Origin of the sequence: Pseudoalteromonas arctica A 37-1-2 (assembly GCF_000238395.3) — a bacterium.
GTDB classification, from domain to species: domain Bacteria; phylum Pseudomonadota; class Gammaproteobacteria; order Enterobacterales; family Alteromonadaceae; genus Pseudoalteromonas; species Pseudoalteromonas arctica.
This window is the reverse complement of sequence record NZ_CP011025.1, coordinates 2,132,013-2,158,706: the sequence shown is the minus strand read 5'-3', so window position 1 is coordinate 2,158,706 and position 26,694 is coordinate 2,132,013. Positions and strand designations below refer to the sequence as shown.

The 26,694-nt window shown below is 38.1% G+C and carries 21 protein-coding genes and 1 tRNA gene; 18 read left to right on the top strand and 4 right to left on the bottom strand.

Going from position 1 to position 26,694, the window contains the following annotated elements; genetic code table 11:
• Position 1 precedes the first annotated feature (1 nt).
• From PARC_RS09660 to PARC_RS09640, 5 genes are all read left to right on the top strand, one after another.
• Positions 2 to 643: an MBL fold metallo-hydrolase gene (locus PARC_RS09660; RefSeq protein WP_010554471.1), complete on the top strand. Its 642-nt coding sequence runs from the start codon at positions 2 to 4 to the stop codon at positions 641 to 643.
• A gap of 107 nt (positions 644 to 750) precedes the next feature.
• Entirely contained in the window at positions 751 to 1,209 is a 459-nt protein-coding gene (locus tag PARC_RS09655; protein ID WP_007375323.1) for an Lrp/AsnC family transcriptional regulator, read from the top strand.
• Between the two features lie 129 nt (positions 1,210 to 1,338).
• Positions 1,339 to 2,895: a SulP family inorganic anion transporter gene (locus PARC_RS09650; protein WP_010554472.1), complete on the top strand. Its 1,557-nt coding sequence runs from the start codon at positions 1,339 to 1,341 to the stop codon at positions 2,893 to 2,895.
• Between the two features lie 251 nt (positions 2,896 to 3,146).
• Entirely contained in the window at positions 3,147 to 4,223 is a 1,077-nt protein-coding gene (locus PARC_RS09645) for a sensor histidine kinase (protein ID WP_007582687.1), read from the top strand.
• Entirely contained in the window at positions 4,216 to 5,040 is an 825-nt protein-coding gene (locus PARC_RS09640) for a LytR/AlgR family response regulator transcription factor (protein ID WP_007582688.1), read from the top strand. Before PARC_RS09645 ends, PARC_RS09640 begins: the two co-directional genes overlap by 8 nt.
• Before the next feature lie 68 nt (positions 5,041 to 5,108).
• Here the strand turns inward: PARC_RS09640 and pyk are convergent, their stop codons facing one another.
• Entirely contained in the window at positions 5,109 to 6,545 is a 1,437-nt protein-coding gene (pyk, locus tag PARC_RS09635) for a pyruvate kinase (protein ID WP_010554473.1), read from the bottom strand.
• Between the two features lie 377 nt (positions 6,546 to 6,922).
• On the opposite strand from pyk, the gene gnd reads away from it, so the two are divergent.
• On the top strand, positions 6,923 to 8,296 hold the full coding sequence (gene gnd / locus PARC_RS09630; RefSeq protein ID WP_010554474.1) for an NADP-dependent phosphogluconate dehydrogenase: 1,374 nt from the start codon (positions 6,923 to 6,925) through the stop codon (positions 8,294 to 8,296).
• A gap of 66 nt (positions 8,297 to 8,362) precedes the next feature.
• On the opposite strand, the gene ansA is transcribed toward gnd, so the two are convergent.
• Both ansA and sppA read right to left on the bottom strand, forming a co-directional pair.
• Complete coding sequence (gene ansA, locus PARC_RS09625; protein WP_007582693.1) at positions 8,363 to 9,373, bottom strand: asparaginase; 1,011 nt, start codon at positions 9,371 to 9,373, stop codon at positions 8,363 to 8,365.
• An 82-nt stretch (positions 9,374 to 9,455) separates the two neighbouring features.
• Positions 9,456 to 11,321: a signal peptide peptidase SppA gene (gene sppA, locus PARC_RS09620; RefSeq protein WP_010554475.1), complete on the bottom strand. Its 1,866-nt coding sequence runs from the start codon at positions 11,319 to 11,321 to the stop codon at positions 9,456 to 9,458.
• A 219-nt stretch (positions 11,322 to 11,540) separates the two neighbouring features.
• Between sppA and PARC_RS09615 the strand changes: the two genes are divergently transcribed.
• The 7 genes from PARC_RS09615 (at position 11,541) to bamJ (ending at position 16,918) form a co-directional block, all read left to right on the top strand.
• Positions 11,541 to 13,502, top strand: coding sequence for an oxidoreductase (locus tag PARC_RS09615; RefSeq protein ID WP_010554476.1), 1,962 nt, complete (start codon positions 11,541 to 11,543; stop codon positions 13,500 to 13,502).
• A 93-nt stretch (positions 13,503 to 13,595) separates the two neighbouring features.
• Positions 13,596 to 14,279, top strand: coding sequence for an HvfX family Cu-binding RiPP maturation protein (locus PARC_RS09610; RefSeq protein ID WP_007582701.1), 684 nt, complete (start codon positions 13,596 to 13,598; stop codon positions 14,277 to 14,279).
• 130 nt (positions 14,280 to 14,409) lie between these two features.
• Positions 14,410 to 14,958, top strand: coding sequence for an NAD(P)H nitroreductase (locus PARC_RS09605; protein WP_007582703.1), 549 nt, complete (start codon positions 14,410 to 14,412; stop codon positions 14,956 to 14,958).
• Between the two features lie 203 nt (positions 14,959 to 15,161).
• Positions 15,162 to 15,539 (top strand): hypothetical protein, encoded by a 378-nt coding sequence (locus PARC_RS09600; protein WP_007582705.1) that lies wholly within the window; start codon positions 15,162 to 15,164, stop codon positions 15,537 to 15,539.
• Positions 15,540 to 15,697: 158 nt separating this feature from the next.
• Positions 15,698 to 15,788 (top strand) — tRNA-Ser (locus PARC_RS09595).
• 53 nt (positions 15,789 to 15,841) lie between these two features.
• Complete coding sequence (locus PARC_RS09590) at positions 15,842 to 16,228, top strand: hypothetical protein (RefSeq protein ID WP_010554477.1); 387 nt, start codon at positions 15,842 to 15,844, stop codon at positions 16,226 to 16,228.
• A 69-nt stretch (positions 16,229 to 16,297) separates the two neighbouring features.
• A complete protein-coding gene (gene bamJ, locus PARC_RS09585) occupies positions 16,298 to 16,918 on the top strand; it encodes a BamJ family beta-barrel-assembly machinery protein (RefSeq protein WP_007586200.1) in 621 nt (206 codons plus the stop codon).
• 370 nt (positions 16,919 to 17,288) lie between these two features.
• Here the strand turns inward: bamJ and PARC_RS09580 are convergent, their stop codons facing one another.
• Complete coding sequence (locus PARC_RS09580; protein ID WP_010554478.1) at positions 17,289 to 19,658, bottom strand: TonB-dependent receptor; 2,370 nt, start codon at positions 19,656 to 19,658, stop codon at positions 17,289 to 17,291.
• Positions 19,659 to 20,097: 439 nt separating this feature from the next.
• On the opposite strand from PARC_RS09580, the gene PARC_RS09575 reads away from it, so the two are divergent.
• The 5 genes from PARC_RS09575 to PARC_RS09555 all read left to right on the top strand — a co-directional run bounded on the left by PARC_RS09575 (position 20,098) and on the right by PARC_RS09555 (position 26,688).
• The gene (locus tag PARC_RS09575; RefSeq protein ID WP_010554479.1) at positions 20,098 to 22,425 is read left to right on the top strand and encodes a hypothetical protein; all 2,328 of its coding nucleotides are present in this window, start codon (positions 20,098 to 20,100) and stop codon (positions 22,423 to 22,425) included.
• Complete coding sequence (locus tag PARC_RS09570; RefSeq protein ID WP_010554480.1) at positions 22,412 to 23,389, top strand: SMP-30/gluconolactonase/LRE family protein; 978 nt, start codon at positions 22,412 to 22,414, stop codon at positions 23,387 to 23,389. Before PARC_RS09575 ends, PARC_RS09570 begins: the two co-directional genes overlap by 14 nt.
• A gap of 199 nt (positions 23,390 to 23,588) precedes the next feature.
• On the top strand, positions 23,589 to 24,698 hold the full coding sequence (locus PARC_RS09565; protein ID WP_010554481.1) for a mandelate racemase/muconate lactonizing enzyme family protein: 1,110 nt from the start codon (positions 23,589 to 23,591) through the stop codon (positions 24,696 to 24,698).
• 448 nt (positions 24,699 to 25,146) lie between these two features.
• Positions 25,147 to 26,319 (top strand): cytochrome P450, encoded by a 1,173-nt coding sequence (locus tag PARC_RS09560; protein ID WP_033012906.1) that lies wholly within the window; start codon positions 25,147 to 25,149, stop codon positions 26,317 to 26,319.
• 60 nt (positions 26,320 to 26,379) lie between these two features.
• Positions 26,380 to 26,688, top strand: a complete 309-nt coding sequence (locus tag PARC_RS09555) for a 2Fe-2S iron-sulfur cluster-binding protein (RefSeq protein ID WP_007586189.1) — start codon at positions 26,380 to 26,382, stop codon at positions 26,686 to 26,688.
• The last annotated feature ends 6 nt before the right edge of the window (positions 26,689 to 26,694 follow it).

The following is a 26,694-nucleotide window of genomic DNA, read 5'->3' as shown; positions in this document are numbered from 1 at the left end:
TATGCAAATTATAACCATACCCGTCACTGCATTTGCACAAAATAGTCGTATTATTTGGTGTAGTGAAACTAAACAAGCCGTAGTCATAGACCCAGGTGGCGACCCTAATAAAATAGTAGCAGCCCTTAATGAGCATAAACTAGAATTAAGTGCTATTTGGTTAACGCACGGGCATTTAGATCATGTGGGTGGGGCTGATATTTTACGTAATCAATTTAACGTACAAATTATTGGCCCACAAAAAGATGAGTGCTTCTGGTTTGAAAACTTACCTATGCAAGCACAAATGTTCGGGTTTAAACCCATTGAGCCTTTTTATCCGGATATTTGGCTAAACCATAACGACACCGTTAGCGTAGGTAAACTTAGCTTTTTAGTGAAGCATTGCCCAGGGCATACACCTGGTCATATTGTGTTTTATCAACAAGACTATGAATGCGTTATTGTAGGTGATGTTATTTTTAAAGGCTCAGTAGGGCGAACTGATTTCCCTAAGGGGAACAGCGAACAACTTATAGAGTCGATTAAGACGCATATTCTAACCTTACCTGATAATACTAAAATATTGGCAGGGCATGGGAGCGACACTACGGTTGGATTTGAAAAACAAACAAATCCTTTTGTGAGTGGTAAGTTTGGTTAAGTTACTTATTTGAAGTTTGGCAAACTGCATAAAAATTAAAAATAAGCAGACTGAGTTTTAAAATGGTTGTATAATTTAACCAGTTTATTTGATAAATAAGAAATAAAATGTCTCTAAATCACGTAGATCGCCAAATATTGGCACTTTTACAACAAGATGCTAGTTTATCAACCGCAGAAATTGCTGATAAAGTAGGCTTGTCTCAATCTCCATGCTGGCGTCGAATTGCCAAGCTAGAGCAAGATGGTTATATAAAAAGCAAAGTGGCTCTTTTAGATGAGAAAAAACTTGGCTTTGATATGCTTGTATATGCACATGTGCGTTTATCAAATCACGGTAAAAAGAACCTTGCTGAATTTGAAAAACTTATAATGAGTTATGATCAAGTAACAGAGTGTTACACCATGGCTGGAACAATGGACTTTATGCTACGCATAATTTCACAAGGCATAGAAGGTTATGAGCACTTTGTACGCGATAATTTACTAAGCTTAGAATATGTACAAGAAGTACATTCTAATGTAACAATGACATGTGTAAAACGTAGTACTTCCCTCCCTTTATAAAAGCACTTCTTTTAAAAGCTAAACCTCTTTTAGTTTAGTTTAACCACATAATGACAATTGTTAACTGAGCGCTAATTTGGTAGAATTTAGCGTTTTTTTTGATACCCATTACACCATTTGAGGAACTCAATGTTTAACTTACTCAGTAGGGCGCCTAGCTCTGCTAAAAACGATATTCTATCTGGATTAACTGTGGCGCTAGCCTTGGTGCCAGAAGCTGTTGCGTTTGCCTTTGTTGCAAATGTAGAACCTTTAGTTGGTCTATATGCCGCGTTTATCGTTGGTTTAATCACGGCTATATTTGGTGGCCGCCCTGGTATGATTTCAGGTGCAACCGGTGCACTAGCTGTTGTTATGGTAAGTTTAGTGCTTGATCATGGTGTTGAGTATTTATTTGCGACCGTATTGCTCATGGGCATACTGCAGATACTCGCGGGTGTATTTAAACTCGGTAAGTTTATCCGCATGGTTCCTCATCCGGTAATGCTTGGTTTTGTAAACGGCTTAGCTATTGTTATTTTTCTTGCTCAGTTAGGACAATTTAAAGTGCCTGATGGTATGGGCGGACAAGAATGGATGACGGGTAACCCGTTATATATTATGCTTGGTTTAGTGGCTTTAACGATGGCTATTATTCAGTTTTTACCTAAACTAACAACGGCTGTACCCTCTACATTAGTCGCTATTATTACAGTGACCGCTTTAGTTATTGGTTTGGACTTAGAAGCGCATACCGTAGTTGATTTCTTAAAAGGAATGACAGGCGACGAAGCTGCAACAATTGCAGGCGGTTTACCTCAGTTTCATATTCCTATGGTACCGTTTACTTTCGAAACGCTACAAATTATTTTTCCTTATGCACTTATTTTAGCGGCTATTGGTTTAATTGAATCATTATTAACGCTTAGCTTAATTGACGAGATTACAGAAACTCGCGGTCATAGTAATAAAGAGTGTATAGGCCAAGGCGCTGCAAATATTACTTGTGGTATGTTTGGTGCTATGGGTGGTTGTGCAATGATTGGTCAATCAATGATCAACATTAACTCAGGTGGTCGTTCTCGCTTATCGGGTATAAGTGCTGCATTGATGTTGCTTGCGTTCATCATATTCGCTTCAAGCTTAATTGAGATGATCCCACTAGCTGCACTTGTTGGTGTTATGTTTATGGTTGTATTAGGTACGTTTGAATGGGCCAGCTTTAAAATGATGAAGCGTGTGCCTCTATCAGACGCGTTCGTAATAGTACTTGTATCGGGTGTGACGGTTATTACCGATTTAGCGATTGCAGTATGTGTAGGTGTTATTGTATCTGCATTAGTATTTGCTTGGCAGCATGCTAAGCACATATACACAACTAACTATATTGATGAAGAAGGCGCTAAAGTATATGAGTTACATGGCCCGCTTTTCTTTGGTTCAGTTAAAAACTTTGCAGAGTTATTTGATGTTAAAAATGATCCTAAAAATGTAATTGTTGAATTTAAGCATAGCCGCGTATCTGATCACAGTGCAATAGAAGCAATTGACACACTTGCTGATAAGTACACAAAAGCAGGTAAACAACTTCACTTACGTCACTTAAGTAAAGACTGTACGCAGTTGCTTCATAAAGCACGTGATTTGGTTGAAGTGAATGTGATTGAAGACCCAACATACAAAGTAGCATCAGACAAACTAGCTTAATTTACACAAAGCTATTTATATTTAAAAAGCGAAAGGTGAATAACCTTTCGCTTTTTTAGTGTATCTACTATTTGTTTGCGGTAAGACTATTAAAAAGCAAGGTAGGCTGTAGTGCTATGCAAACTCATAAATCTATATAATAAGACTATCTAATTTTATTAAAATTAGCCCTACATAGGTAAAAATAATAAAGAATAACAAGCGCCTATTTTATGGAATTAGTCTTTAACTATACGGAGTAAACATCTATTTTGAACTGGCAATCTTTAGTCGATAACAGACAGCGCTTTTTTTGGCTTTTGCAAATTGCAGGCTGGATTGGTTATGCGTTAGTAAATTATATTGGCTCTAAAGTATTTGAAATGCGTGATATATACGTATTTGTTATTTTATTAAATGCTTACGCTGGTTGCTTAATGACAGTACCGCTTAGGTATATTTACCGTAAAATTTGGAATGCCTCGCCTTGGGTATTAATGATTGTGGTATTTGGTGCCTCTTATGTAACAGGTACTTTATGGGCTGTCGTTCAAAAATTTAATTTGTGGGAAATATACCGCCATGGTTATAGACCAGAGGAGTGGTTTTATTACCTGCAGCAAGGTTTAGATTCGGTTTATATTATTTTATGTTGGAGTGGTTTGTACTTTGGCGTTAAATATTATCAGTTATTACAAAGTGAGCGACAAAAAGCACTAAAAGCCACAACTATGGCACACGAAGCGCAATTAAAAATGCTTAGGTATCAGCTCAATCCCCATTTTTTATTCAATACACTTAACGCTATTTCTACTTTAATTTTGGTTAAAGAAAACAAAGATGCTAACTTAATGGTAGCAAGGCTAAGTGACTTTCTACGTTATACATTAAATACCGATCCAATAAAGAAAGTACCGCTAGAGCAAGAGTTACATGCACTCATGCTTTACTTAGAAATAGAACGTGTACGTTTTGATGAGCGATTAAAGGTAAATGTAGATATAAGCGAGCAAGCTAAAGAGGCTTTAGTACCGAGCTTAATTTTGCAACCTATTATTGAAAACGCAATTAAGTATGCTATTGCCCATCTAACAGAAGGTGGAGTAATTGATATAAAAGCACAGGTATTTGCGAATGAGTTATTACTAGAAGTGGGCGACAACGGCCCAGGTACTGACATACTCGATGGCCAATTAGTTAACGCTCAAGGCGTAGGTGTCGCTAATACCAAAGATAGATTAAAAACGTTGTATGAAAATAATTATTCGTTTGTATTATCACATAATACGCCAAGTGGATTAAAAGTTAATCTGCGAGTACCTTTTGAGAAGGCTGTGAAAAATGACTAAAATAAAAACACTCATTGTTGATGATGAACCGTTAGCACGAAAAGGTTTAGCGGTAAGGCTCGAAGAATACTCTGATATTGAAGTAATTAAATTGTGTAGTTCAGGCGCTGATGCAATTGAAATGTGTCAAAGCGAGAAAATTGATTTGGTTTTTTTAGATATTCAAATGCCAGGTATGAATGGCTTTGAAGTAGCAAGAGCCCTTAGCGAAAGCTCAAAAGCATTACCAGCGATTGTATTTGTAACGGCCTTTGACCAGTTTGCTGTAAAAGCGTTTGAAATTCATGCTCTCGATTACATTTTAAAACCCGTTGATGATAACAGACTAAAACAGGCGGTAGAAAAAGTGCATACCTACTTAAAAACGCAGCAAGACAACGCCCATAAGAAAAAACTAGCGAGTTTTGTAGCCGGTATTACTGGTAACAATTGCGAAGAAATACTTAAAAAATTAGCCACTGGCGATATGCTAACAGACAGACGTTACCCAGAATCGCTTGCTGTAAAAGAGCAGGGTGAAATTATTCGTGTACCAGTAGCGACTATCCAATGGGTTGATGCAGCAGGTGACTATATGTGTTTGCACTGTGAAGACGGACAAACGCATATTCTACGTAAAACAATGAAAGAGCTAGAGCAAGAGCTCGACCCTCAGTTATTTGTGCGTGTACATCGCAGCGCAATAGTAAATACAAAACAAATTAGTAAATTGGTTACACAAGTAAGTGGTGAGTATTTATTAGTACTTGAAAATGGCCAAGAATTAAAAGTGAGCCGTAGCTACCGAGATAAGGTTAAAGCGGCATTAGCAAGTTAAAGCCAACGCTTTTATTACAGACACAAAAAATGCGAGCTAAGCTCGCATTTTTTATATTCGGCGTTTAATTATGCAACAGTTACAATTTTCATTGTGTTAGTTGCGCCCACAGTTTCCATTGAGTCACCGTGAGTAATAATTACTGTATCGCCAGACTGTAAAGACCCTTGAGAAACTAAAGTATCAAGCGCGGCTTTTACCATACCGTCTTTTTCAGTTTTTGTAGAATCAAAAAATACTGGGTAAACACCACGATAAAGTGCTGTTTGACCTAATGTACTCGCATGACGTGAAAGCGAGTAGATTGGTAAGCCTGAGCTGATACGCGACATTAATTTAGCCGTACTACCAGATTCAGTAAGTGTGATAATTGCTTTAACAGAATCTAAGTGATTAGCTGCATACATAGCAGAAAGCGCAATTGATTCAGCATTGTTAGAAAAGCGACTATCTAAACGGTGTTTAGAAACGTGCGTTTCTTTTTGCGATTCAGCACCTAAACAAACGCGTGCCATAGTCGCAACTGTTTCTTCAGGATAATCACCTGCAGCTGTTTCAGCTGAAAGCATTACAGCATCTGTTCCATCAAGAACAGCATTTGCAACATCCATAACTTCTGCACGTGTAGGCATAGGGTTATCGATCATCGATTCCATCATTTGCGTTGCTGTTACTACAGTACGGTTTAATGAACGAGCACGACGAATAATTAGTTTTTGCTTGCCCATAAGAGCAGCATCACCAATTTCAACACCTAAATCACCACGAGCAACCATTACAGCGTCAGACGCTAAAATGATGTCATCAACAGCTTCTTGGGTTTCAACGGCTTCAGCACGTTCAATTTTAGCAAGTAACTGTGCTTTTGAACCAGCAGCTTCAGCAAGTGAGCGTACGTAGCGCATATCGTCGCCACTACGTGGGAATGATACGGCAATGTAATCTACGTCAATTTCAGCGGCAGTTATTAAATCTTCTTTGTCTTTTTCAGTAAATGCTGGAGCAGTTAAGCCACCACCTAAACGGTTAATACCTTTATTGTTAGATAAAACACCGCCAACAGTGACTGTACAATGCACTAAATGCCCAGCTACTTCATCAACACTTAATTGAATAAGGCCGTCATTTAGAAGTAGTAAATCCTTAGGGCTTACATCGTTAGGTAATTCTTTATAATCAATACCTACAGAGTTTATGTCGCCTTCGCCTTTTTCCATTTTTGCATCAAGGGTAAATTTTGCACCCACAGCAAGCGTTACTTTACCTTCTTTAAAAGTAGAAACGCGGATTTTAGGGCCTTGAAGGTCAGCAAGGATAGCAATATGCTTGCCTAATCTTTTTGCAATATCGCGTACAGCTTGTGCACGGTCTTTATGATCTTGGGCAACACCATGTGAGAAGTTTAAACGTACTACATTAGCCCCAGCGATAATAATTTTTTCTAAGTTGTTATCTCTATCGGTAGCAGGTCCAAGGGTAGCGACTATTTTCGTGCGTCTTAGCATCAATTTCTCCTGTTTGCTTGGTGAAAGCATGTTGACGTTATTTTGTTGACTTAAAATATCTATATTAGAATAAAATATTTTAGTTATGTGCAAACTTCAAAGGTTTGCCACTATTTTATACAAAACTATTGTGTCATCATTATGACACCGGTGTCAGAATGCGTCAATGATCTTAATTTCAATTAGCTTTGCTTTTAGTCACCCCGAGACCATTGATGTTTGATATAATTACGTAGCTTATTTATCTGTAATAAAAAAGCATGTTGTATTGACTCATAATTAGTATTTTATGACTGTATGAGTATAATGCACGCGGTATTATTTAATTTATACACTGAATTTTCTAACCAAATAGTTGTTACCGAGGAGGACACTAGATGCAAGTTGCATTAGTAGGGTTAGGCGTTATGGGAAAAAATCTTGCCCTAAACTTGATTGAAAAAGGGATAACGCTAGTCGCTTATGACAAAAACCCACATGCGGGTGAAGAGTTACTAAGTTGTGCTAAATCTCAAGGCATGGCTGATAGGCTTCACATTGTCTCTGATTTAAGAGACATGGTAAGGCGTTTAGAGGCACCTCGTTCTATTTTATTACTTGTTCCTGCTGGTGAGTTAGTTGATACAGTTTGTAATGAACTTGTAGAGGCCGGCGTTAACTGTGACGATATGATTGTCGATTGCGGTAATAGTAATTATAAAGACGGTATAACGCGTAAACTTAAATACCAAAATAAATTTGAATTTGCCACTATGGGAATTTCTGGCGGTGCAGAAGGCGCTCGCCATGGTCCTGCAATGATGGCAAGTGGTTCTGAGGGTGGTTGGGAACGTATTGAGCCATGGTTTGAAAAAGTAGCTGCTAGCTATAATGGCGACTCGTGTTTTGCACGTGTTGGTCAATCAGCAAGTGGTCATTTTGTAAAAATGGTTCACAACGGTATTGAATACGCACTTATGCAACTTATTGCAGAAGTGTACCAATTACTTCGTTTAGGCACTAATCGTTCTCCAAAAGAAGTGGCTGAGATATTTAATGACTGGTCAGAAGGTCAATTAAATAGCTACTTACTGTCTATTTCTAGCCACATATTGTCACTTGAAAATCATAATAATGTACCGCTTGCGGACTTAATTGATAATAAAGTTGGCGCTAAAGGTACTGGTCTTTGGACTGCGCAAAATGCACTAGAACTTGGTATTGCAGTTCCTTCACTTGTTGCTGCTGTACAAGCTCGTCATTTAACTAATGCATGTAATACAACGGCTGCACAAGAGATGACGTATGCATCTAAATCAACTAACAATGTTGAAATTGATTTAGAAGAGCTAAAAGAAGCGTTCTTACTTGCAAGCTTACTAGCGTATCGCCAAGGTTTAGCGTTAATTAAAGGTGCATCACGTACTCATCAGTGGAAAGTTGATTTATCTAAAACGCTTCAAACGTGGCGTGCTGGTTGTATTATTCGTGCTGACTACCTTGATAGCGTTGCACAAGGTGTTGAATTTATTGATACCCTTGAGAAAGAGTCTAACTCTTTGCGCAAAATTACCGGACAAGCAATAATGACTGGTTTAGCATTCCCTGTATTGGGTGCTACACAAACGTATTTAGCAACATTAACCACACCGAGTAATGGGCATTTAGTTCAAGCCCAGCGTGATTACTTTGGTGAGCACGGCGTTAAAACCCATAGCGGTGAAACATGTCATTTAACTGACTTAGTAGATATCGACGCTAAAGTTAGGTAATAAACAGTTGTTTAAAACGATAAAGGCACGCTATTTAGCGTGCCTTTTGTATTTTTCTTTATAAATTTAACGACTTAGCTCGCCGCGTAAATTATCCTGCATTAAATGACGAATCGTCTCTACTTCTAGCTTTTGGCTAAATAAATAATGTAATTTAGTTAAACACGCTTCAAGGGTCATATCGTATCCACTAATAACACCAATATTTAACAGTGCATTACCCGTTGCATAGCCGCCCATATTTACATGGCCTTTTAAGCACTGGGTTAAATTAACAATAACGACGCCACGTTTACTTGCTTCTTCAAGTATTGATAAAAAGTTAGGATCTTGCGGTGCATTACCTACACCAAAACTAAGCAACACCAAGGCTTTAATATTGCCATTAACTAAGCTTTTAACCACTTCTTGACTAATACCAGGGTATAAATAAAGCACACCAATGGGTTGAGGTGTAATAGGAGTAACTTGCAGCTCATTTTCAACATAAGGACTAAGTTGGCCTTTAATAAGTTGAATACTAATACCCGATAACGCTAAGGGATCAAGATTAGGCGACGCAAATGCATTAAATCCATCGGCGTGGGCTTTAGTTGCTCTGTTACCTCTAAACAGTTGGTTATTAAAAAATAGACTTACTTCTGCAATTGGATAATTTGCCGCTAAATACATTGCATTCAGAAGGTTTACTTGACCATCTGAGCGTAATTGAGAAAGCGGAATTTGTGAGCCAGTTACAATCACAGGTTTAGTTAGGTTTTCGAACATAAACGATAGTGCTGAGGCTGTATACGCCATTGTATCGGTGCCATGAAGCACAACAAAACCATCATAATCTTGGTATTTATCTTTAATGTCATCAGCAATAAGTTGCCAATGCTCAGGAGACATATCTGAAGAATCTATAAGAGGGCAGTATTCGTGAATATCAAACAAAGGCATTTCATCACGGTTAAACTCTGCGTTGTTCACTACGGTTTCTGTTAAAAAACCTTCAGCAGGAATATAACCTCGACTCGATTTTTTCATACCTATAGTACCGCCAGTATAAGCGATATAAATGCGTTTACGTTTCATAAAAAAAGCCCAGTAAAAAAACTGGGCTTAGTATAACGTTAAGTAACTTTAAATACAGCTGATTAGGTAAAGCTATGCACTTTTATTGTGCAACGTTACACACTAAACAGCGTGCATATACACCTTGTGGATCGTTGTAATCTTTAAGGTTTTCAACTTCAGTACTTAATTGGTTAATAACGCTTTGCAAGTTAGCTTGCGTTGCTAACACAGATGTTTTTTGTGTTTGTAAACCAAGCATCGATTTAATAGACGCGTTACCAAAAATGTTTTGAATCATTTTTTCTTGCGAGCTTAAATCTTGTTTAATGGTTTTAACTTCATAGTGATTAAGTTTTGCAAGTGCTGCGGCTGCTTTTATAGCATCTTGTTTATCACCAAGTTTGTCTACTAAACCTAGTTCAAGTGCTTGAGATGCAATCCATACGCGGCCTTGGGCAATTTTATCAACTTGCTCAGGCGTCATATTACGGGCATCAGCGACAACATTTAAAAAGCGACCGTATGCTTCTTCAACGCTCATCTGAATTACTTGACCCATTTTTTCGTTTAGGGGACGAGTGATAGAAAAACCAGCCATTTCGGTTGTTGCAACGCCATCTGAATAAACACCAATTTTAGATAAGGTTTTTTCAAATGTCATAAACGTACCAAATACACCAATTGAACCTGTAATAGTACTCGGTGCTGCCCAGATTTCGTTTGCAGCAGAGGCAATCCAATAACCACCTGATGCAGCTACAGAGCTCATAGAGGCAATAACAGGCTTACCAGCAGCTTTAAGCGCTAATACTTCTGCACGAATAACTTCAGAAGCAAACATACTACCGCCACCTGAATCAATGCGCAGTACGACCGCTTTAACTTTGTCATCAAGGCGTGCTTTACGAAGTAGGGCTGCTGTAGAGTCGCCACCAATTTCGCCAGCTTTACGCTCACCATCAACAATTGTACCTTTAGCAACTACAACGGCGACTTTTTCGGTAATAGGGTTATCAAATTCAATCGGTGGTTTAACCAAGCTTAAGTATTCACGAAATGAAACTTGCTTAAATGTTTTGCCATCTTCTTGTGTGCCAACTAAATCAATTAATTGTTTGCGAACTTGTTGATTTGTTTTTAAAGAATCAACCCACTGGTGGTCAAGTGCATATTTACCTGCATCGCCATCGGCAGCTTTCATTTTTTCAAGATATACGTCCATTGTCTCGTCGAAATTTGACTCATCAAATGGGCGAACCGCAGCAACATCTTGTTTGTATTCGCTCCAAAGAGCGCCTAACCAAACACGGTTAGCTTCTTTGGCTGCTTCAGACATGTCGTTACGAATGAAAGGTTCTACTGCTGACTTAAATGTACCAACACGGAAAATATGCTGCGTTACTTCAAGTTTTTCAAGTGCATCTTTAAAGTAAAGCGGATACATGCCGTAACCTTCAATACCTACGCTACCGTATGGGTGCATAGCGATTTCATCAGCATGTGATGCAATATAGTATTGTGCTTGGGTATAGTAATAACCCGATGCAATCACTTTTTTGCCAGCTTGTTTAAATGCATCAATAGCATTGGTAATTTGCTTAAGTTTGTTTAAATGCGCTTTAGGCATTTCTTGTAAATCAAGCAGCATCACCGTAATGCGATCGTCTTTAGTCGCTTCGTTTATTACTTCAACAATATCGTCGAGTAATATTTCGCTTGGCGCTTCAGAACCAGAAGTAGCATCACTAATTGCAGCTTCGACCGGATCTATGTATGTTTTTTCTTCAACAATAGGGCCATTTAGGTCAAGCCTAAGCACAGAGCCATTTTCAACTATTATTTTATCGTCGTCACTTGAGAGTGACACTAAGAAAACAATTACCAGTAATAAAAACAGAATGTTGAGTATTAAACGACGAGAAAAGTTAATTCCAGTCCAAATACCTTTAAATACCTTTGCTATCAAAATAGCTCCTTAATTTGGTACAGTTAATACATTAGTTCCATCTTAGCCTAGAATAAAAATAAATTTAACTGCTAAATCGTAACGAAGTGTTTATGAGGTGCTATTAATACATGTTTTTATGGCTTTTTTTAATTAAATGAAGGCACATATTGCTTATTACTTGCCATTAAAGCAGAATTAGCTAATGTATACAGGTTAGACCAGTTAACGGGGCACAAGATGTTAGAACAACAATTACAACTAAAACACACACAATTACGTAACCGCTTAGTGATGGGCTCAATGCATACAGGCCTTGAAGAGGGATGGCATAACCGCAAACGCTTACGTGCATTTTATGAAGCACGTGCAAAAGGCGGTACCGCAATGTTAATTACGGGCGGATACAGCCCTAATTTACGTGGCAAATTAACACCTATTTCATCTTCATTTAATAGTTATTACGATGTATTTAAGCACCGCGCTTACACAGATGCTGTGCATAAACACGGCGGAAAAATTTGTTTGCAATTATTACACGCTGGACGTTATGCGTATCATCCATTCAATCAGGCACCAAGTGCAATAAAAGCACCTATTAATCCTTATAAACCTAAAGCGATGACGCTTGGCTCGATTAAGAAAACAATTAAAGACTTTGCGCACTCTGCCTATATGGCTGAAAAAGCTGGCTACGATGGCGTTGAAGTTATGGGTTCTGAAGGGTATTTGATTAATGAGTTTATGGCGCCGCACACCAATAAACGTGAAGATGAATTTGGTGGCAGCCTAGAAAATAGAATGCGACTTGCGCTTGAAATAGTTAAAGCTGTAAGAGCAAAAGTATCTGAGCAATTCTTAATCATTTTTAGATTGTCGGTTATTGATTTAATCCCAAACGGTTCAACACCAGAGGAAGTTGTCATACAAGCTACCGAGCTTGAAAAAGCGGGTGTTGATATATTTAACACAGGTATTGGTTGGCACGAAGCGCGTGTACCGACTATTGCGAGTATGGTGCCGCCAGGTGCATTTAAAGAAGCATCAAAACGTTTAAAAGACGTGGTGAGCGTGCCAGTTATTGCTGTTAACCGAATTAATACCCCAGAAATAGCTAACGATATTTTAAATGCAGGCGAGGCTGATTTAATTTCGATGGCAAGGCCGCTACTTGCCGATCCAGAGTTTTTTAATAAATACGCAAATAATCAATCTAAGCAAATTAATATTTGTATAGGGTGTAACCAAGGTTGTCTAGATCACGTATTTAAAAATAAACGTGCTACGTGTTTAGTTAATCCACAAGCTGCATTTGAGCTAGATTACCCGTTAGAGCAAGCAACCAAAGCTAAAAACGTATTAGTAGTCGGTGCAGGCCCTGCTGGTTTATCGGCAAGTTGTTACTTGGCTCAAAAAGGGCATAACGTCACGTTAATTGATCAAAAACCGCAAATGGGTGGCCAATTTAATTTAGCTATGCAAATACCGGGCAAAGAAGACTTTAACCATACTCTTACTTACTTCACTAATGAGCTTGATCGATTAAAAGTAACTGTAGAGCTTGGTAAAGCTTATGACGATTCAATGCTTAAAAGCTATGATGACATCGTATTTGCAACTGGCGTTAGGCCGCGTGAAGCCTCTATTAAGTGTAGCGATGATAAGCGTGTATTTGCTTATGACGAAGTTATACGCGGCGAAGTAGAGTTGGGTAAATCAATTGCTATTTTAGGTGCCGGTGGTATAGGTTTTGATATGGTTGCGTTTTTAAGCGAACATAAATCGCAAACTATTAGCGAGTTTAAAACGCAATGGGGGATTGAGTGTGAAGCCCAACCTCATAAAGATGAACGTCAATTGTATATGTTAAAACGCAGTGCGGGTCGTTTTGGTAGCGAGCTTGGTAAAACAACGGGTTGGATACATCGCCAAGTTGCTAAGCAGCATGGCGTTAAGCAAATTGCTGATTGCCAATACCAAAGCTTTGATAAAAGCGGACTAACTATTAATGTTGCTGGTGAAACTCAAGTACTGCCAGTAGACACGGTTATTGCCTGTATTGGTCAGGTTTCTAACAACGAAGTGCTAGAAAATTACACAGATAACGCAAAGGTACATGTTATAGGCGGAGCTAAACTAGCTGCTGCTATTGATGCTAAACGCGCTATTTTTGAAGCTCTTCAGGTCGCTAGAAGTATTTAACCTTTGTAAATAAATTGAAATAGTTTATCAATTCATGCGGTCTTTGCTGTTTATAGTCTATAACTTAATAAACAGTGAACACACAGGATACGCATGAACAAACTAACCAATCTTTATGATGCAATATTGGGTAAACTATCATTTTTAGATGGTTTACCTGCATTGCTATTTCGCTTGATTTTAGCCCCTGTTATGATCATTGCAGGTTATAACAAACTTGCTATAAGCGGTGAGACAGAAGGTTTCTTTGATAACTTTTTAGCATCTCCAGATGTAGTTCAATGGTTTGGTAATAATGAATGGGGTTTAGGATTACCGTTTCCTGACTTACTAGCTTTTTTAGCTGGCTGGAGTGAATTTTTAGGAGGTTGGTTTTTATTACTTGGCCTTTTAACTCGCTTGGTCAGTATCCCACTTATGTTCACAATGGTTGTCGCTGCAACCTCAGTGCATTGGCATAATGGTTGGTTTGCAATAGCACCAACTAATCCAGAAACAAGTGCTGCGCAAGTGCTCGATTGGTTATCAATTCCGGGCGCTAAAGAAAGCCTTGAAAACTCACTAGAAGTACAAGACCGAATAGGTAAAATTCGTGGCTTAGTTGAAGAACACGGTTTTCCTGATTATCTATACGAAAAGGGCAAGCCGTCTATTTTAAACAACGGTATAGAATTTTCGGCAATTTATTTTGCTATGCTTCTTAGCTTGTTTTTTATGGGCGGTGGGCGTTTTGTTAGTATAGATTACTGGTTAAGGCGAAATATTGTAAAAGAATAACGTATTTAATCTACTTTACTAACGGCCGCATAGCTTAACCCTTTGCGGCCGTTTTGCATTTTAATTTCTCGGTATTTATTTTTTAAGGGTTTAAATGTTACTCTAGCGTTTTGAATTTTGAGGAATCGTTATGAACGCTATCGAGCTTTTACTTACCCGCCAATCAGACTCTAAACTAACAGAGCCGGGCCCTACGCCTGAGCAGCTCGACATAATTAAGCAAGCAGCATTACGTGTTCCTGATCATGGCTGTATAGCACCGTGGCAGTTCATTGTTGCTCAAGGTGATGCACGCAATAAACTGGGTGAAATTTACCATCAAAGTGCAGTGGCAGAGCAACAAGAAGAAAAAGTAATTAACCGTGCTAAAGAGCTTCCCCTTCGTGCGCCTATGATTGTAATAGCAATTGCTAAATATCAAGAACACCCAAAAGTTCCTCGAATAGAACAAGTACAAAGCGCAGGCTGTAGTGTATTAGCGATGCAACAAGCTGCATTTGCCCAAGGGTTAGGCGGTGTTTGGCGCACAGGCTACTTTGCACAAAGTAGCGCGGTTAAAAAAGCGCTTAACTTACATGAGCAAGATGAAATAGTAGGGTATTTATATATAGGTACACCCGAAGTCGATTGTAAAAAGTCGCCTCGCCATAAGCCAGAAAACTATTTTAGTAATTTGTGAAATAGTATGAACTTTGCGCAACTTACATAGTCATAATTCATTAAGGTTACAAAGAGTATTATTCAAAAGTTAATGGCTTGGCTGTAAGAAGCGCTTGGAAGCACTAAATTTACTAAATCTTCTTCAGTTTGTTTTTTAATCGGTTGTTTTTTGATACATTATGGAAAGTCTTAATAAAAATAACGATAAAGAAGACGAAAACTATGGGAAATTTATTTTTACGTGAAAAAGAGAATTGGCTAGCATGGTCAATTTGGGGAATCATTGGTGCTTTTGTAACACTGTATGTTGCAATGAGCACAAATGCATCACACTTTATAGCCGGTTCAGCGATGGGTATGCTTGTGTTGTTAACATGGTGGATGCACCAGTCCAAACGTTTCGACTTTGGGCGTGCATTTAAAGTATGCTGCTACGTTTTATCGCTTAGTGTGCTACCAGCTTTTATGTTTGTTGTAGTACCAAGTGATGATTTAAATCGATTCGATTTAATTTTTCAAGGCGTTACCTTTACCGCACTGAGTATACTGGCTTGTTTAATCTGCTCTTGGATTGCACGTAGACCTAAACAATATTATTAATGTGTTTAACTTTAGTCTATTAACTACACTTTTATTAAAGTGAAGAGCTTAACAAAAGAACAAAGTGGGTCTATTTTATCCAATATGTTAATATTTTATATTAATTTCTATTTAGCTCTTTACAAGTTATGTATTTAGCCATATTATTCGCGCCGTGCGGAGAGATGGCAGAGTGGTCGAATGCACCGGTCTTGAAAACCGGCATGGGTTTATAGCCCATCTAGGGTTCAAATCCCTATCTCTCCACCATTATTTAAAAAAAACCGCCTTATGGGCGGTTTTTTGCTTTGTGGAGTTTCTAAATGACTAAAGCAACAAACCTACCAACCTCGCAGAAATTAATAAAACATCTTTTATTATGGACTGTATTTGGTTACTGCTATCAAAGTGCTATTAGCTTATTAGTAAAAATGGCTATAGATGCTCAACCAGAGTATCCATTAATTACCGCTTTAATTTATGGTGTTGGTTTTAATGTTTTAGCTGCCCATCTTATTACCAAATACGATAAGCATTGGCCAGTTATTGGCTCTGTTTTTATTGGTTGTATAGGGCTGCTTGTAGTGCCATTTTTACTGTTTGGCGAATCAGGATTACTAACAATGCCTCTACTTGTTGGAATTTTATTCAGTTTGCCGCTTTGTAGTTATATTGTTGGCCTAATTAAGCTAAAACTCAGCAAAAACTAGCCCCAAACGCGGTTTATTTTGTGATAGCATAGTCGCGTCTTTTAACTAACAAAACGTGAAAAACACATTATGTCAGATAATTTTACTACAGATGCTGAAAAAGCAAGTTACGGTATTGGCTTACAAATGGGTGAGCAACTTAAGTCTAATCCTTTTGAAGGCTTAAACCTAAATTCAGTATTTGAAGGCATGAAAGATGCGTACGCTGGTAGCGCATTTCAAGTTGAGATCCCAGAGATCCAAGCTGCATTTGAAAAAATAAACGAAGAGATTCAAGCTCGTCGTGAAGAAGAGTCTAAAGTACTTTCTGCAGAAGGTATTTCATTCTTAGAAGAAAACGCAAAACGTCCTGAAATCACAGTAACTGAGTCTGGTCTTCAATACGAAGTACTAGCAACTGGCGAAGGCGAAAAGCCAACAGCTGAGTCTACAGTACGTGTTGATTACCACGGTACACTTATTAACGGTACTGTGTTTGATAGCTCATACGAGCGCGGTCAACCAGCTGAATTTCCAGTTGGTGGCGTGATCAAAGGCTGGACTGAAGCATTACAAATGATGCCTGTAGGTACTAAATGGCGTATCTACGTTCCTCATGAGCTTGCTTATGGTGAACGTGGCGCAGGTGCTGCAATCGCACCTTTCTCAACGCTTGTATTTGACGTTGAGCTACACGAAATCATTTCTTAAATTAAATAAATTTTAATTTAAAAGTGTAAAAAGCCGTATTCAATTTGAATACGGCTTTTTTGTGTTTGTAATTTAAGAGTTTTATACCAATTAGCTTAATTAAGTGATCTATTTTTCGCTAAGAAAATTGTGTCGGTAACAAGGCAAAAATTTCGTTGTTTAGTTGTTACCACTAATTGCTCTTGCATTGCTCTACCTCCTGCATCCATGCAGTCGTATATCAGAAATTCTTAACGCAGTTAGCATCAGGTTTAATCCTTCAAATCGATTAAGTATAACTGCGTGTTGATATTATATATTCTAAAAATAAAAAAACCGCATTAATAAAATGCGGTTTGTAAATATATAAACTAAAAACTATTTTTAATTATTAAAAATAACCACGAACACCAAAGCGGAAGTTTCTGCCAGGTAGTGGGGCTTTATCTTTAATAAATGAGCTATGCACAAAGCCTAACTCATCAGTAATGTTATCCACGTTTATATAAAGCTGTGCATCTACACTGCCTAAACCTAATTGGTAATTAGCTTGTGCATCAAATAACGTATAGCCGTCCGTTTTTGTTTCAAATGCAGTTACATCGTTTTGATCAAAGTAATGAGTACCCGTCAGTGTTAGTTGTAAGTCACCTAAATCGTACTGTAACTCAGAGCCTAATTTATTGGCAGGGATGCGCGGTAAATTGCCTTCGTCGTCTTTTAGTTTTGCACGAGTTGAGTCACCAAATACTTTAACCATAGCGCTTGGGGTTACTTGGTAATGTGCGTCAAACTCAATTCCATAAAGCTCTGCGTCTTTACTTGTAAACTGATAAACCGCAACAGCATCGTCATGTGCACCAATAGCTGATTCTAAACCATCTTCTTCATCGTAAACTAAACCCGTATTTTCTTGGAAATAAAAGTTTTTAATATCGTTATAGAAAAAGTTAACGGTGTAACCAAAATCACCGCTAAAACGCCTAAAGCTTAAATCTAGGTTTGTTGAAGTTTCTTGCTTGATATTTTCTGGCTCAAAATGCGCTTCATTATCTTCAATGTTGTAACCAAGACCTAGCTCATAAGTGCCAGTTGCAATGTGTAAACCATTTGATAAAAGCTCTGCCGAAAGTGGTGCTCGTTCTGAATGAGAAATACTTGTCGCAATACTATGACCCGGCTTGTACTGCCAAATGGCACCGGCAGAGGCGCTTAAATTGGTAAAGCTTTTATTGTATCCAATAGTTTCTTCGTCGCTATGATCTATTTCTACTTCATCGTGGCTATGTTCGTGTGCCGTGATTTGGCTTTCAATTTTGTAATCTTCTACACGTGCACCAAGCTCTATTGTCACGTCGCCAAATTCACGCTCTTCTAGTAAATATAATGCGTTAGTTGTAGTTACACTCGCGGGTGTAAATGCTTCTTCACCAATTGCATCGTAGTCAGAATCGCTGTAGTGATAGCCCATCATTCCGTGCCAATCAGCAAACTTATGCTCTACATTTAAACGTGCTTCAGTCGTTTTATTTTTAAAAGTAGTACCAATTTCGCCATCTTCAATTTCGCTGTGTGAATAATCTGTATAGCCAACACGTAGGTTGATGGTTTCAATCCAGTTATTATGAAGAGCGTAACTTACAAGCCCTTGCCAGCGGTCTTGCTCTAAATGTGCGTAAACTGGCTCTTCAGCAGCTTCATCTTCATGTTCTGCATGCTCTTCTTCAGTTTCACCTTCGTGATCGTGATGATGCTCATGCCCAGGAATACCGTAATCAGTATCAATGTTACCGTAAGAAAAACCAATCGTTAAGTGATCGCCAACATAGCTGGTACCAAAGTTGAGTGTTTCGCTATCAATAAAAGTATTTTCTACCGAGCTTTCGGTTTCAACATCGCCATCATCGTCGGCAATAGTAAAGGTCGGTGTTTGGTAATCATCGCCGCTGCGCTTAGTACCATCAAAATGAAAGTTAAAGCCTTCATTACCTGTTTCAAGTTTTGCTGCTACGGTGTTTGAATTTGACACCGTATCGTGGCTGTATTCAGCAGCGCCTGTAAGCTCGTCGATATTGCTAGTAGGAATACGGTTATCAACCACGTTTACAACGCCACCAATTGCACCAGAGCCATAAAGTAGGGTACTTGGACCGCGCAACACTTCAATTTGCTCTGCCGCTAGGCTGTCGCTTGATGTCGCGTGGTCTGGGCCAATACGCGACGCATCGCTGGCATCTAATCCATTTTGTGTAATTTTAACGCGAGGGCCATCTAAACCACGAATAATTGGGCTTGATGATACAGGGCCAAAGTAACTTGCATTTACGCCTGGTAAACCTTTAAGAGTTTCGCCAAGTGTTGGTTTAGATTTATTTCTTAATTCATCACCTGAGAGCACGCTTACTGGCGATATCATTTCTAGGCTGTTCTTATGAAGTGCAGAGGCATAAACAACAACTGTTTCAACCGATGTTGGTTTAAGTGACACAGACAGATTATTTGAAGATTCGGTAACAGCAATACGAGAGTCGATGTAGTTGTCTTTACTAATATGTAATTGGCTGTTTGCATCTATATCTATAGCAAACTCGCCTAAATCATTACTTTTAACGCTTTGGTTTTTGCCATGGACATGGATAGAGGCATTTTTAATAGGTTGATTTTTATCATCCATTACTTTACCAGTAAGGGTTGCAGCCAAAGCTGATTGAGAACATAAAACAGAAAAAATAGCAGAGGAGATTAATGTTAACTTTGTCATGGATATATTGGTTCGTGGTTATTATGTTGTGATATAATATAACACCGCAAAATTAACGAATCAACAATGTTATAGTATAACTTTGTGTTTTGCGTTCAAACCACTAAAAGTGCCGATAAACTGTTTGCTTTACAATAGAAGTTAATCTGGCATTAACTCTACTTTACTGTAACAAATCTACTCGTAGTACCCTCAAAGAATATCTGCTAATGATTATGGAGAGTAGTGTTTAAAGTATTGAATTTTATGTTTTTTACCTATAATTTATATTTTTTAATAGCTCCCTCTATTATAAAACACTTCTAAAATCCATTGCATTGTTAACAGTTAATTGTTTTATATAGTCGTTTGTGTAATTATCTTGTGTAGTTTTAACGCTTTTTAGCTATCAATTATTGCTCAAAAGTACACATTTAAACACGCACAATAGTAGGCCAACATGTTTCTCAATCCTTATAGTGTAAAATTAGCATCCTCGTTTTTTTGTTTATCGGTACTTGCAGGGTGTCACAATGCGAAAGCTTCAGATCAAGATTCAACTAAAGGGGCCACTCCATTAAAAAAAGAGCATATAATTTTTGATTTTGAACAGGATAATTACAGCCAATATATAAATACAATTAATGGCTTTAGTACATTAATAAAGGAAGGTGGAAACCATAAACTAGCGGTTACATTAAAATCTAAATCTAATGTAGAAAGTGATTTTGAATTCATTAATCCAAAAGGATGGGATTGGCAAGCAACAGGAAACTTTGCCCTTGCACTTGATATACAAAACCCTGATGAGGTTTCTACTCACCTATACATAAAGACAATAGACAAGTCGGGACAATTTCAAACTCGAAGTGTTGTTGTGCCTGCTCAGTCTCAAAACACGTATTATATAGAATTAAAAGGCGTAAATTTGAATGTTAATTCAGGTATTCGCTCAAACCCACCAAGTTGGAAGAGCAGTTATACGCCAATAGTTTATAGAGGCGGACAAAAAAATATCGATGTAAGTAGCATTGTTAAAGTATCATTTGGAGTAAAGGGATTACTTGAGGATAAACGTTTTTTAATAGATAACGTTCGCTTAATCAAACCAGCTAATTTTGATACTCACTATCTTAAAGGGTTAGTTGATAAATTTGGGCAAAATGCAAAATTAGACTTTACCAACAAAGTATCTTCAACAGAGCAGCTACAAGTTATTTCTCAAAAAGAGCAAATTAACTTACAAAACTCACCAATGAAAGGACGTTCTAAATATAGTGGCTGGAAAAACGGCCCACAATTAAAGGCAACGGGATATTTTAGAACCGAAAAATACAAAGGGAAATGGAGTTTAGTCGACCCAGAAGGTTATCTGTTTTTTTCAACCGGCATTGATAACGTTCGTATGGCAAATACTTCAACCATAACCGGTTACGATTTTGATCAAAGCTATATCAAACAGCGTGAAGCTGGTGATTTAACACCAGAGGATTCTCTTGGGTTAAACCCAGCCCCAGAGTCAGCGTGGCCAACACGCTATAAAAGCTCAGCACTTAGAGCTGATATGTTTAACTGGTTACCCGAGCAAAATAACCCTTTAGCAGATAATTACGGCTATAGGCGCGAAGTTCACAGTGGTGCAATTAAAAGAGGTGAAACGTTTAGCTTTTATCGCGCTAATTTACAGCGAAAATATCAAACCAACAATAATAACAATTTAATGAAACAGTGGCAAAACACCACAGTGAAACGCATGCTTTCATGGGGTTTTACTTCATTTGGTAATTGGATAGAAGAAGATTATTACCATACTAATAAATTACCTTATTTTGCTAATGCGTGGATCATTGGTAATTTTAAAACGGTAAGCAGTGGCAACGACTACTGGAGCCCATTACCTGACCCATTTGATTCCTTATTTGTTGAGCGCGCTGATGTAACGCTTGCAAAAGTAGCCCAACAAGTTAAAAACAGCCCTTGGTGTGTTGGTGTATTTATTGATAACGAAAAAAGCTGGGGCATGATGAATTCTGACGCCGCACGTTATGGTATTGCTATTAATACACTTAAAAATAACGCCCAAAATAGCCCGACTAAAGCACAATTTGTTACCTTAATGAAAAATAAGTACAGCAAAATTAGCAAACTGAATGAAGCATGGAATATACGCCTTGCCTCATGGGATGAGTTTGCTGCAGGCGTCGCACTTACGCAGTTTAACGAGCAAACGAATGAAGATTTATCTACTATGTTATTTCATTACGCTAATCAGTATTTTGCCGTGGTAGACGCGGCTATTGCTAAACACCTTCCAAATCAGTTAAATATGGGGGCACGTTTTGCCGATTGGGGTATGACGCCTGAAATAAGAGCCGCCGCTGCCGCGCATGTAGATGTGATGAGCTATAACTATTACCGGGAGGGATTAAACGAAGATTTTTGGGCGTTTTTATCAGATATAAACATGCCAAGCATTATAGGTGAATTTCATAATGGTGCGCTTGATTCTGGTTTATTAAATCCAGGACTTATACATACTCAATCTCAGCAAGAGCGTGGTACTAAATATAAAAAATACATGAATAGCGTTATAGACAACCCATATTTTGTTGGTGCGCATTGGTTTCAATACATCGACTCTCCACTAACCGGACGAGCATACGATGGTGAAAACTACAATGTAGGCTTTGTAAATGTAGCTGATATTCCATACAAACCGCTTGTAGATGCAGCTAAAAGCATGAATAAATCGTTGTATGAACGTAGGTATAACAATGCTAAAAATTAAATATATACTAAGCGCATTGTGTGTTTTATGTTTGGGTGTATCTGCTAAGCAAAGTAACACACTTTTATTCGAGCAAGGCCCCTACAAAATATTTAATGAGCAAGCGCTTGAAGTGCTTAACTTAAATAGCCATGTTAAAACCCTCGCCTCGGGTTATACTTGGCTAGAGGGGCCTGTTTGGATCAACCAAGGAGGGTATTTATTATATTCTGATATACCTAATCATCAGGTATATAAATACACTCCAGGCAAAGGAGCAAGTTTGTATTTAGCACACAGCGGCTATTCAAACGGTTTAATTGTGAATAAGCAAAATGAGCTTGTGCTTTTACAATCGCGCTCACGTGTAATATCAAAAATGAAGGCATCATTGAGTGTGCCTAAATCAAAATACTTACACATAGTTAGTCATTTCAATACGCAAAAATTTAACAGCCCTAATGATGGTGCTTTTAATGACGACGGCACGCTTTATTTTAGCGATCCCCCCTATGGTTTGCCCAATCAATTAGATGACGAAAGTAAAGAGCTTAATTTTCAGGGAGTATACTCACTTAAAAATACAGGGGAGCTTACCTTGCTAGATCGTGATCTTATTTATCCTAATGGGGTCGCATTATCAGCTGATAATAAAACCTTATATGTAGCAGCATCCAATGCAAATAAACCCGCATGGTATCAGTATCATTTAAACGATAGTGGGGCAGTGATAAGTAAATCATTATTTTATGAATTACCATCAGTAACTAAGCACGACAAAGGTTTACCGGATGGTTTAAAGGTACATAAAAGTGGGGTTATTTTTGCAACTGGACCTAACGGGTTATGGCTGTTTAATAAAAACGCTGAGCTATTAGCTCAAATTGAAATGCCAAATATTAGTGCTAATTTAACGTTTAATCAATCACAAAATCGCGTTTATATAACAGCGCATACGCAACTACTTGCACTTGATTTAAAATAACTTCGCTTTTTCTATAGCTAATTTCAAACCTTTTTAAACACAGTGATAACGTGTGGGGTTTCATAAACTAAAACACGAATGCATTAATATTTAACTAAGTTAATTTCGTTTTATTTAACGAGATAGACTTTACAACGATCACCAGCTGTTGTAGATTGTTAACAATGAACAGTGTTATGTAAACTAATTCGGTGGCTTAATGAAAGTATCATCACAAACAATTAAAAGTGTAAAAGTCGAGTATTACCAAATTCCGTTAGCTGAAGTGCTAAGTGATGCGAAGCACGGTGATCACACTCACTTTGAAGTTATTACACTGCATATTATAACTCATGATGGTTATGAGGGGATGGGGTATACCTACACTGGCGGTAAAGGTGGTCGTGCAATTTATTCACTTCTTAACGATGAAATTAAGCCTGGTCTAATTGGACAAAGTTCAATGTCTATCATGGCAATTTGGGACAAATTACAGTGGGAACTTCATTATGTTGGCCGTGGTGGTTTACTTAGTTTTGCCATATCTGCAGTCGATATAGCGCTGTGGGATATTAAATGTAAGCGTTTAAACGCGCCATTATGGCAAGTCGCGGGCGGTAGCTGTAATCAAACAAAATGTTATGCAGGTGGAATAGATTTAAACTTTAGCCAAGAAAAGCTGCTTAATAATATAGGTGGTTACCTGCAGCGTGGTTTTAATGCAGTAAAAATTAAAGTAGGTAAACCCAACTTTAAAGAAGACATAGAACGCGTAGCCGCAGTAAGAGATCTAATTGGCGAAGATAAAACGCTTATGGTAGATGCTAATTATTCAATGAGTGTCGAGCAAGCTATTCGTTTTGCCAAATCAATTGAAAAATACGACATTACTTGGTTTGAAGAACCTACCATACCTGATGATTACAAAGGCTTTGCTCGTATAGCGCAAGCTACTTCGATACCGCTTGCAATGGGTGAGAATTTACATACATTGCACGAATTTGGCTATGCGATTGACCAAGCTAAATTAGGTTTTTTACAACCAGATGCATCAAATATTGGTGGCATAACAGGGTGGTTACATGTAGCGAGTATGGCATATACCCATAATTTACCTATTTGTAGCCATGGCATGCATGAACTACATGTATCACTGTTGGCATCTCAGCCTCACGCTGGTTTTTTAGAAGTTCATTCATTCCCTATAGATGAATATACAACACGTCCTTTAAAGCTTGAAAATGGGCAAGCGTGCGCGCCAGATATAATTGGGACGGGTGTAGAATTTGACCCTCAACTAATGAGAACACATTTAATTAAACAGTCGTAACTAGAAAAATTAGTAATAAAAGAAAAGAGTTGTTGTGTGTCCACAAATTCAGTGTAGAAATTATTTATCAAGGAATGAATGATAATCTCTTTGTCATAAGTTTTAATTTATGAGTACTGATTTTGTGGACGCTTTTATAAAGGTAAATAGTTATTGCCATTGCAAATATTGATTTTTTTACACAAACCCAAATTGCTTAGTCTGCTGTAAAACTGTTGGTTGCAATTCACACCGAAAATAGCTTCATTACCTAGATTTTAAATTAATTAGTTAGGGGCTCTCACAACTCCGTCAAAAGCCAGCTTTAATTGCTGGCTTTTTTATATTTAAAATAGCAATAAAGAGCATCAAATTACCATTTTTAAGCAAAATCCGTGTATTTGTATAATAAAGTTGCGATTAAAATGGTGTAACAAAAATAGATTAATAATAGAAATTAGGTTTCATTATGATGTCAAAAGTAACTGGTATTAGCGAGTTTCCCGATGCGTTTGCACAGCAACGAAAAGTAACAGGAATGGGTCAAATGGATGACCAAAACGATCCTGTAAATATGATCTTAGGCTTAAAAGATGTACGAAAAGCAGCGCATAATTGTGCTGTTTTTCAATCGGGTGCTAAACCTGGACGTATTGTAATTCCATCAGAAGTGGCAATACGTGAAACACGCCAAATTCCGTTTGAAGTAGACCCTCCTCAGCACGGTGGCTTTCGTGAATTATTAAACCCTTGGTTTAAACGCCCATTAGATGAATGTTACCAAGCGCGTTTACAAACCATTATTGATGAAACTATTGAAAACGCCTTTAAAGCAGAGTCGTTTGATGTGGTGTCACAATTTGCTTTACCACTTCAATCTAAAGCGTTAACGCTGTTACTTAATACCTCAATGGATAAAGCACAAACATGGATAGATTGGGGTACTCATGTATTTAGAAGTGAAGACAGTGACCTTGATGGCGATAAAGCCAATATTCTATACAACTACATTGATGAGCAAATAGAAAACGCCATTGCAATCCCGGGTGATGATTTATATTCAGTGCTTTTAAATTCACAGGCGAACGGTAAAAAGCTGAGTAAAGAAGAAGTAAAAGGTGTGATGATCCTCACCTTTGCAGGGGGGCGCGACACCGTTATAAACGCGATCACAAACTCTATTGCCTACTTTAGCGAAAACATCAGCGATTTAAAGCGTATTGATGATGAGCCTGAAATATTAAACAGGGCCGTAGAAGAACTAATTCGCTATTTTTCGCCGCTTACGCAAATGGGCCGTGTCGCTACGCAAGACACAAGTGTATGTGAGCACGCTATAAAAGCCGACACACGAGTTTCGTTATGTTGGGCGTCGGCTAATCGCGATGAAAAGGTATTCAAAAACCCTAACAATGTCGACTTCGATCGAAAAGTTAACCCGCATATTAGTTTTGGTTTTAGCCATCACAATTGTTTGGGCGCAACGCATGCCCGCCAAATTTTACGTCAACTAGTGTTATCGCTTGCTAATAAAGTTGCTCAAATAGAGGCAATAAAAGCAGATGAAAATATTGAAAAACTCGGTGAGTTTTCAAGAAAGGTTGGCTTTAACAGTCTGCACGTTAGCTTTAAATCAAAATAAAAACACCGTAGAAAATAGTTAAATAAATATAGTAACAAGTAAAAGTAGAGGATTAATACGATGGCGAAAGTAATATTTATAACCAAAACAAACGATGCAGTTGAAGTAGAAGGCGACAGTGGCTCGCTAATGGAACTGGCATCAGCAAATGGTGTTGCTGGTATTGATGGTGATTGCGGCGGTGTATGTTCGTGTGCAACGTGTCATATTTACTTAACACCGGATGACTTTAAAAAAGTAGGCACACCCGATGAGATAGAAAGCGACATGCTAGAGCTGGACGATAACGTAACGCAATACAGCCGTTTATGTTGCCAAATTGAGGTGTCTGAAAATATTGATGGCATGACCTTCAGAGTAGCCAATTAAAAGCGG

What these genes read in the sequence shown, in the direction of transcription:
- PARC_RS09660 (WP_010554471.1), top strand. Translation starts at nt 2, where the DNA reads ATGCAAATTATAACCATACCCGTCACTGCATTTGCACAAAATAGTCGT.
- PARC_RS09610 (WP_007582701.1), top strand. Translation starts at nt 13,596, where the DNA reads ATGAACAAACTAACCAATCTTTATGATGCAATATTGGGTAAACTATCA.
- PARC_RS09605 (WP_007582703.1), top strand. Translation starts at nt 14,410, where the DNA reads ATGAACGCTATCGAGCTTTTACTTACCCGCCAATCAGACTCTAAACTA.
- PARC_RS09590 (WP_010554477.1), top strand. Translation starts at nt 15,842, where the DNA reads ATGACTAAAGCAACAAACCTACCAACCTCGCAGAAATTAATAAAACAT.
- pyk (WP_010554473.1), bottom strand. Translation starts at nt 6,545, where the DNA reads ATGCTAAGACGCACGAAAATAGTCGCTACCCTTGGACCTGCTACCGAT.
- PARC_RS09580 (WP_010554478.1), bottom strand. Translation starts at nt 19,658, where the DNA reads ATGACAAAGTTAACATTAATCTCCTCTGCTATTTTTTCTGTTTTATGT.
- bamJ (WP_007586200.1), top strand. Translation starts at nt 16,298, where the DNA reads ATGTCAGATAATTTTACTACAGATGCTGAAAAAGCAAGTTACGGTATT.
- PARC_RS09575 (WP_010554479.1), top strand. Translation starts at nt 20,098, where the DNA reads ATGTTTCTCAATCCTTATAGTGTAAAATTAGCATCCTCGTTTTTTTGT.
- gnd (WP_010554474.1), top strand. Translation starts at nt 6,923, where the DNA reads ATGCAAGTTGCATTAGTAGGGTTAGGCGTTATGGGAAAAAATCTTGCC.
- PARC_RS09600 (WP_007582705.1), top strand. Translation starts at nt 15,162, where the DNA reads ATGGGAAATTTATTTTTACGTGAAAAAGAGAATTGGCTAGCATGGTCA.
- PARC_RS09565 (WP_010554481.1), top strand. Translation starts at nt 23,589, where the DNA reads ATGAAAGTATCATCACAAACAATTAAAAGTGTAAAAGTCGAGTATTAC.
- PARC_RS09560 (WP_033012906.1), top strand. Translation starts at nt 25,147, where the DNA reads ATGATGTCAAAAGTAACTGGTATTAGCGAGTTTCCCGATGCGTTTGCA.
- PARC_RS09570 (WP_010554480.1), top strand. Translation starts at nt 22,412, where the DNA reads ATGCTAAAAATTAAATATATACTAAGCGCATTGTGTGTTTTATGTTTG.
- PARC_RS09555 (WP_007586189.1), top strand. Translation starts at nt 26,380, where the DNA reads ATGGCGAAAGTAATATTTATAACCAAAACAAACGATGCAGTTGAAGTA.
- PARC_RS09655 (WP_007375323.1), top strand. Translation starts at nt 751, where the DNA reads ATGTCTCTAAATCACGTAGATCGCCAAATATTGGCACTTTTACAACAA.
- PARC_RS09615 (WP_010554476.1), top strand. Translation starts at nt 11,541, where the DNA reads ATGTTAGAACAACAATTACAACTAAAACACACACAATTACGTAACCGC.
- PARC_RS09650 (WP_010554472.1), top strand. Translation starts at nt 1,339, where the DNA reads ATGTTTAACTTACTCAGTAGGGCGCCTAGCTCTGCTAAAAACGATATT.
- PARC_RS09640 (WP_007582688.1), top strand. Translation starts at nt 4,216, where the DNA reads ATGACTAAAATAAAAACACTCATTGTTGATGATGAACCGTTAGCACGA.
- ansA (WP_007582693.1), bottom strand. Translation starts at nt 9,373, where the DNA reads ATGAAACGTAAACGCATTTATATCGCTTATACTGGCGGTACTATAGGT.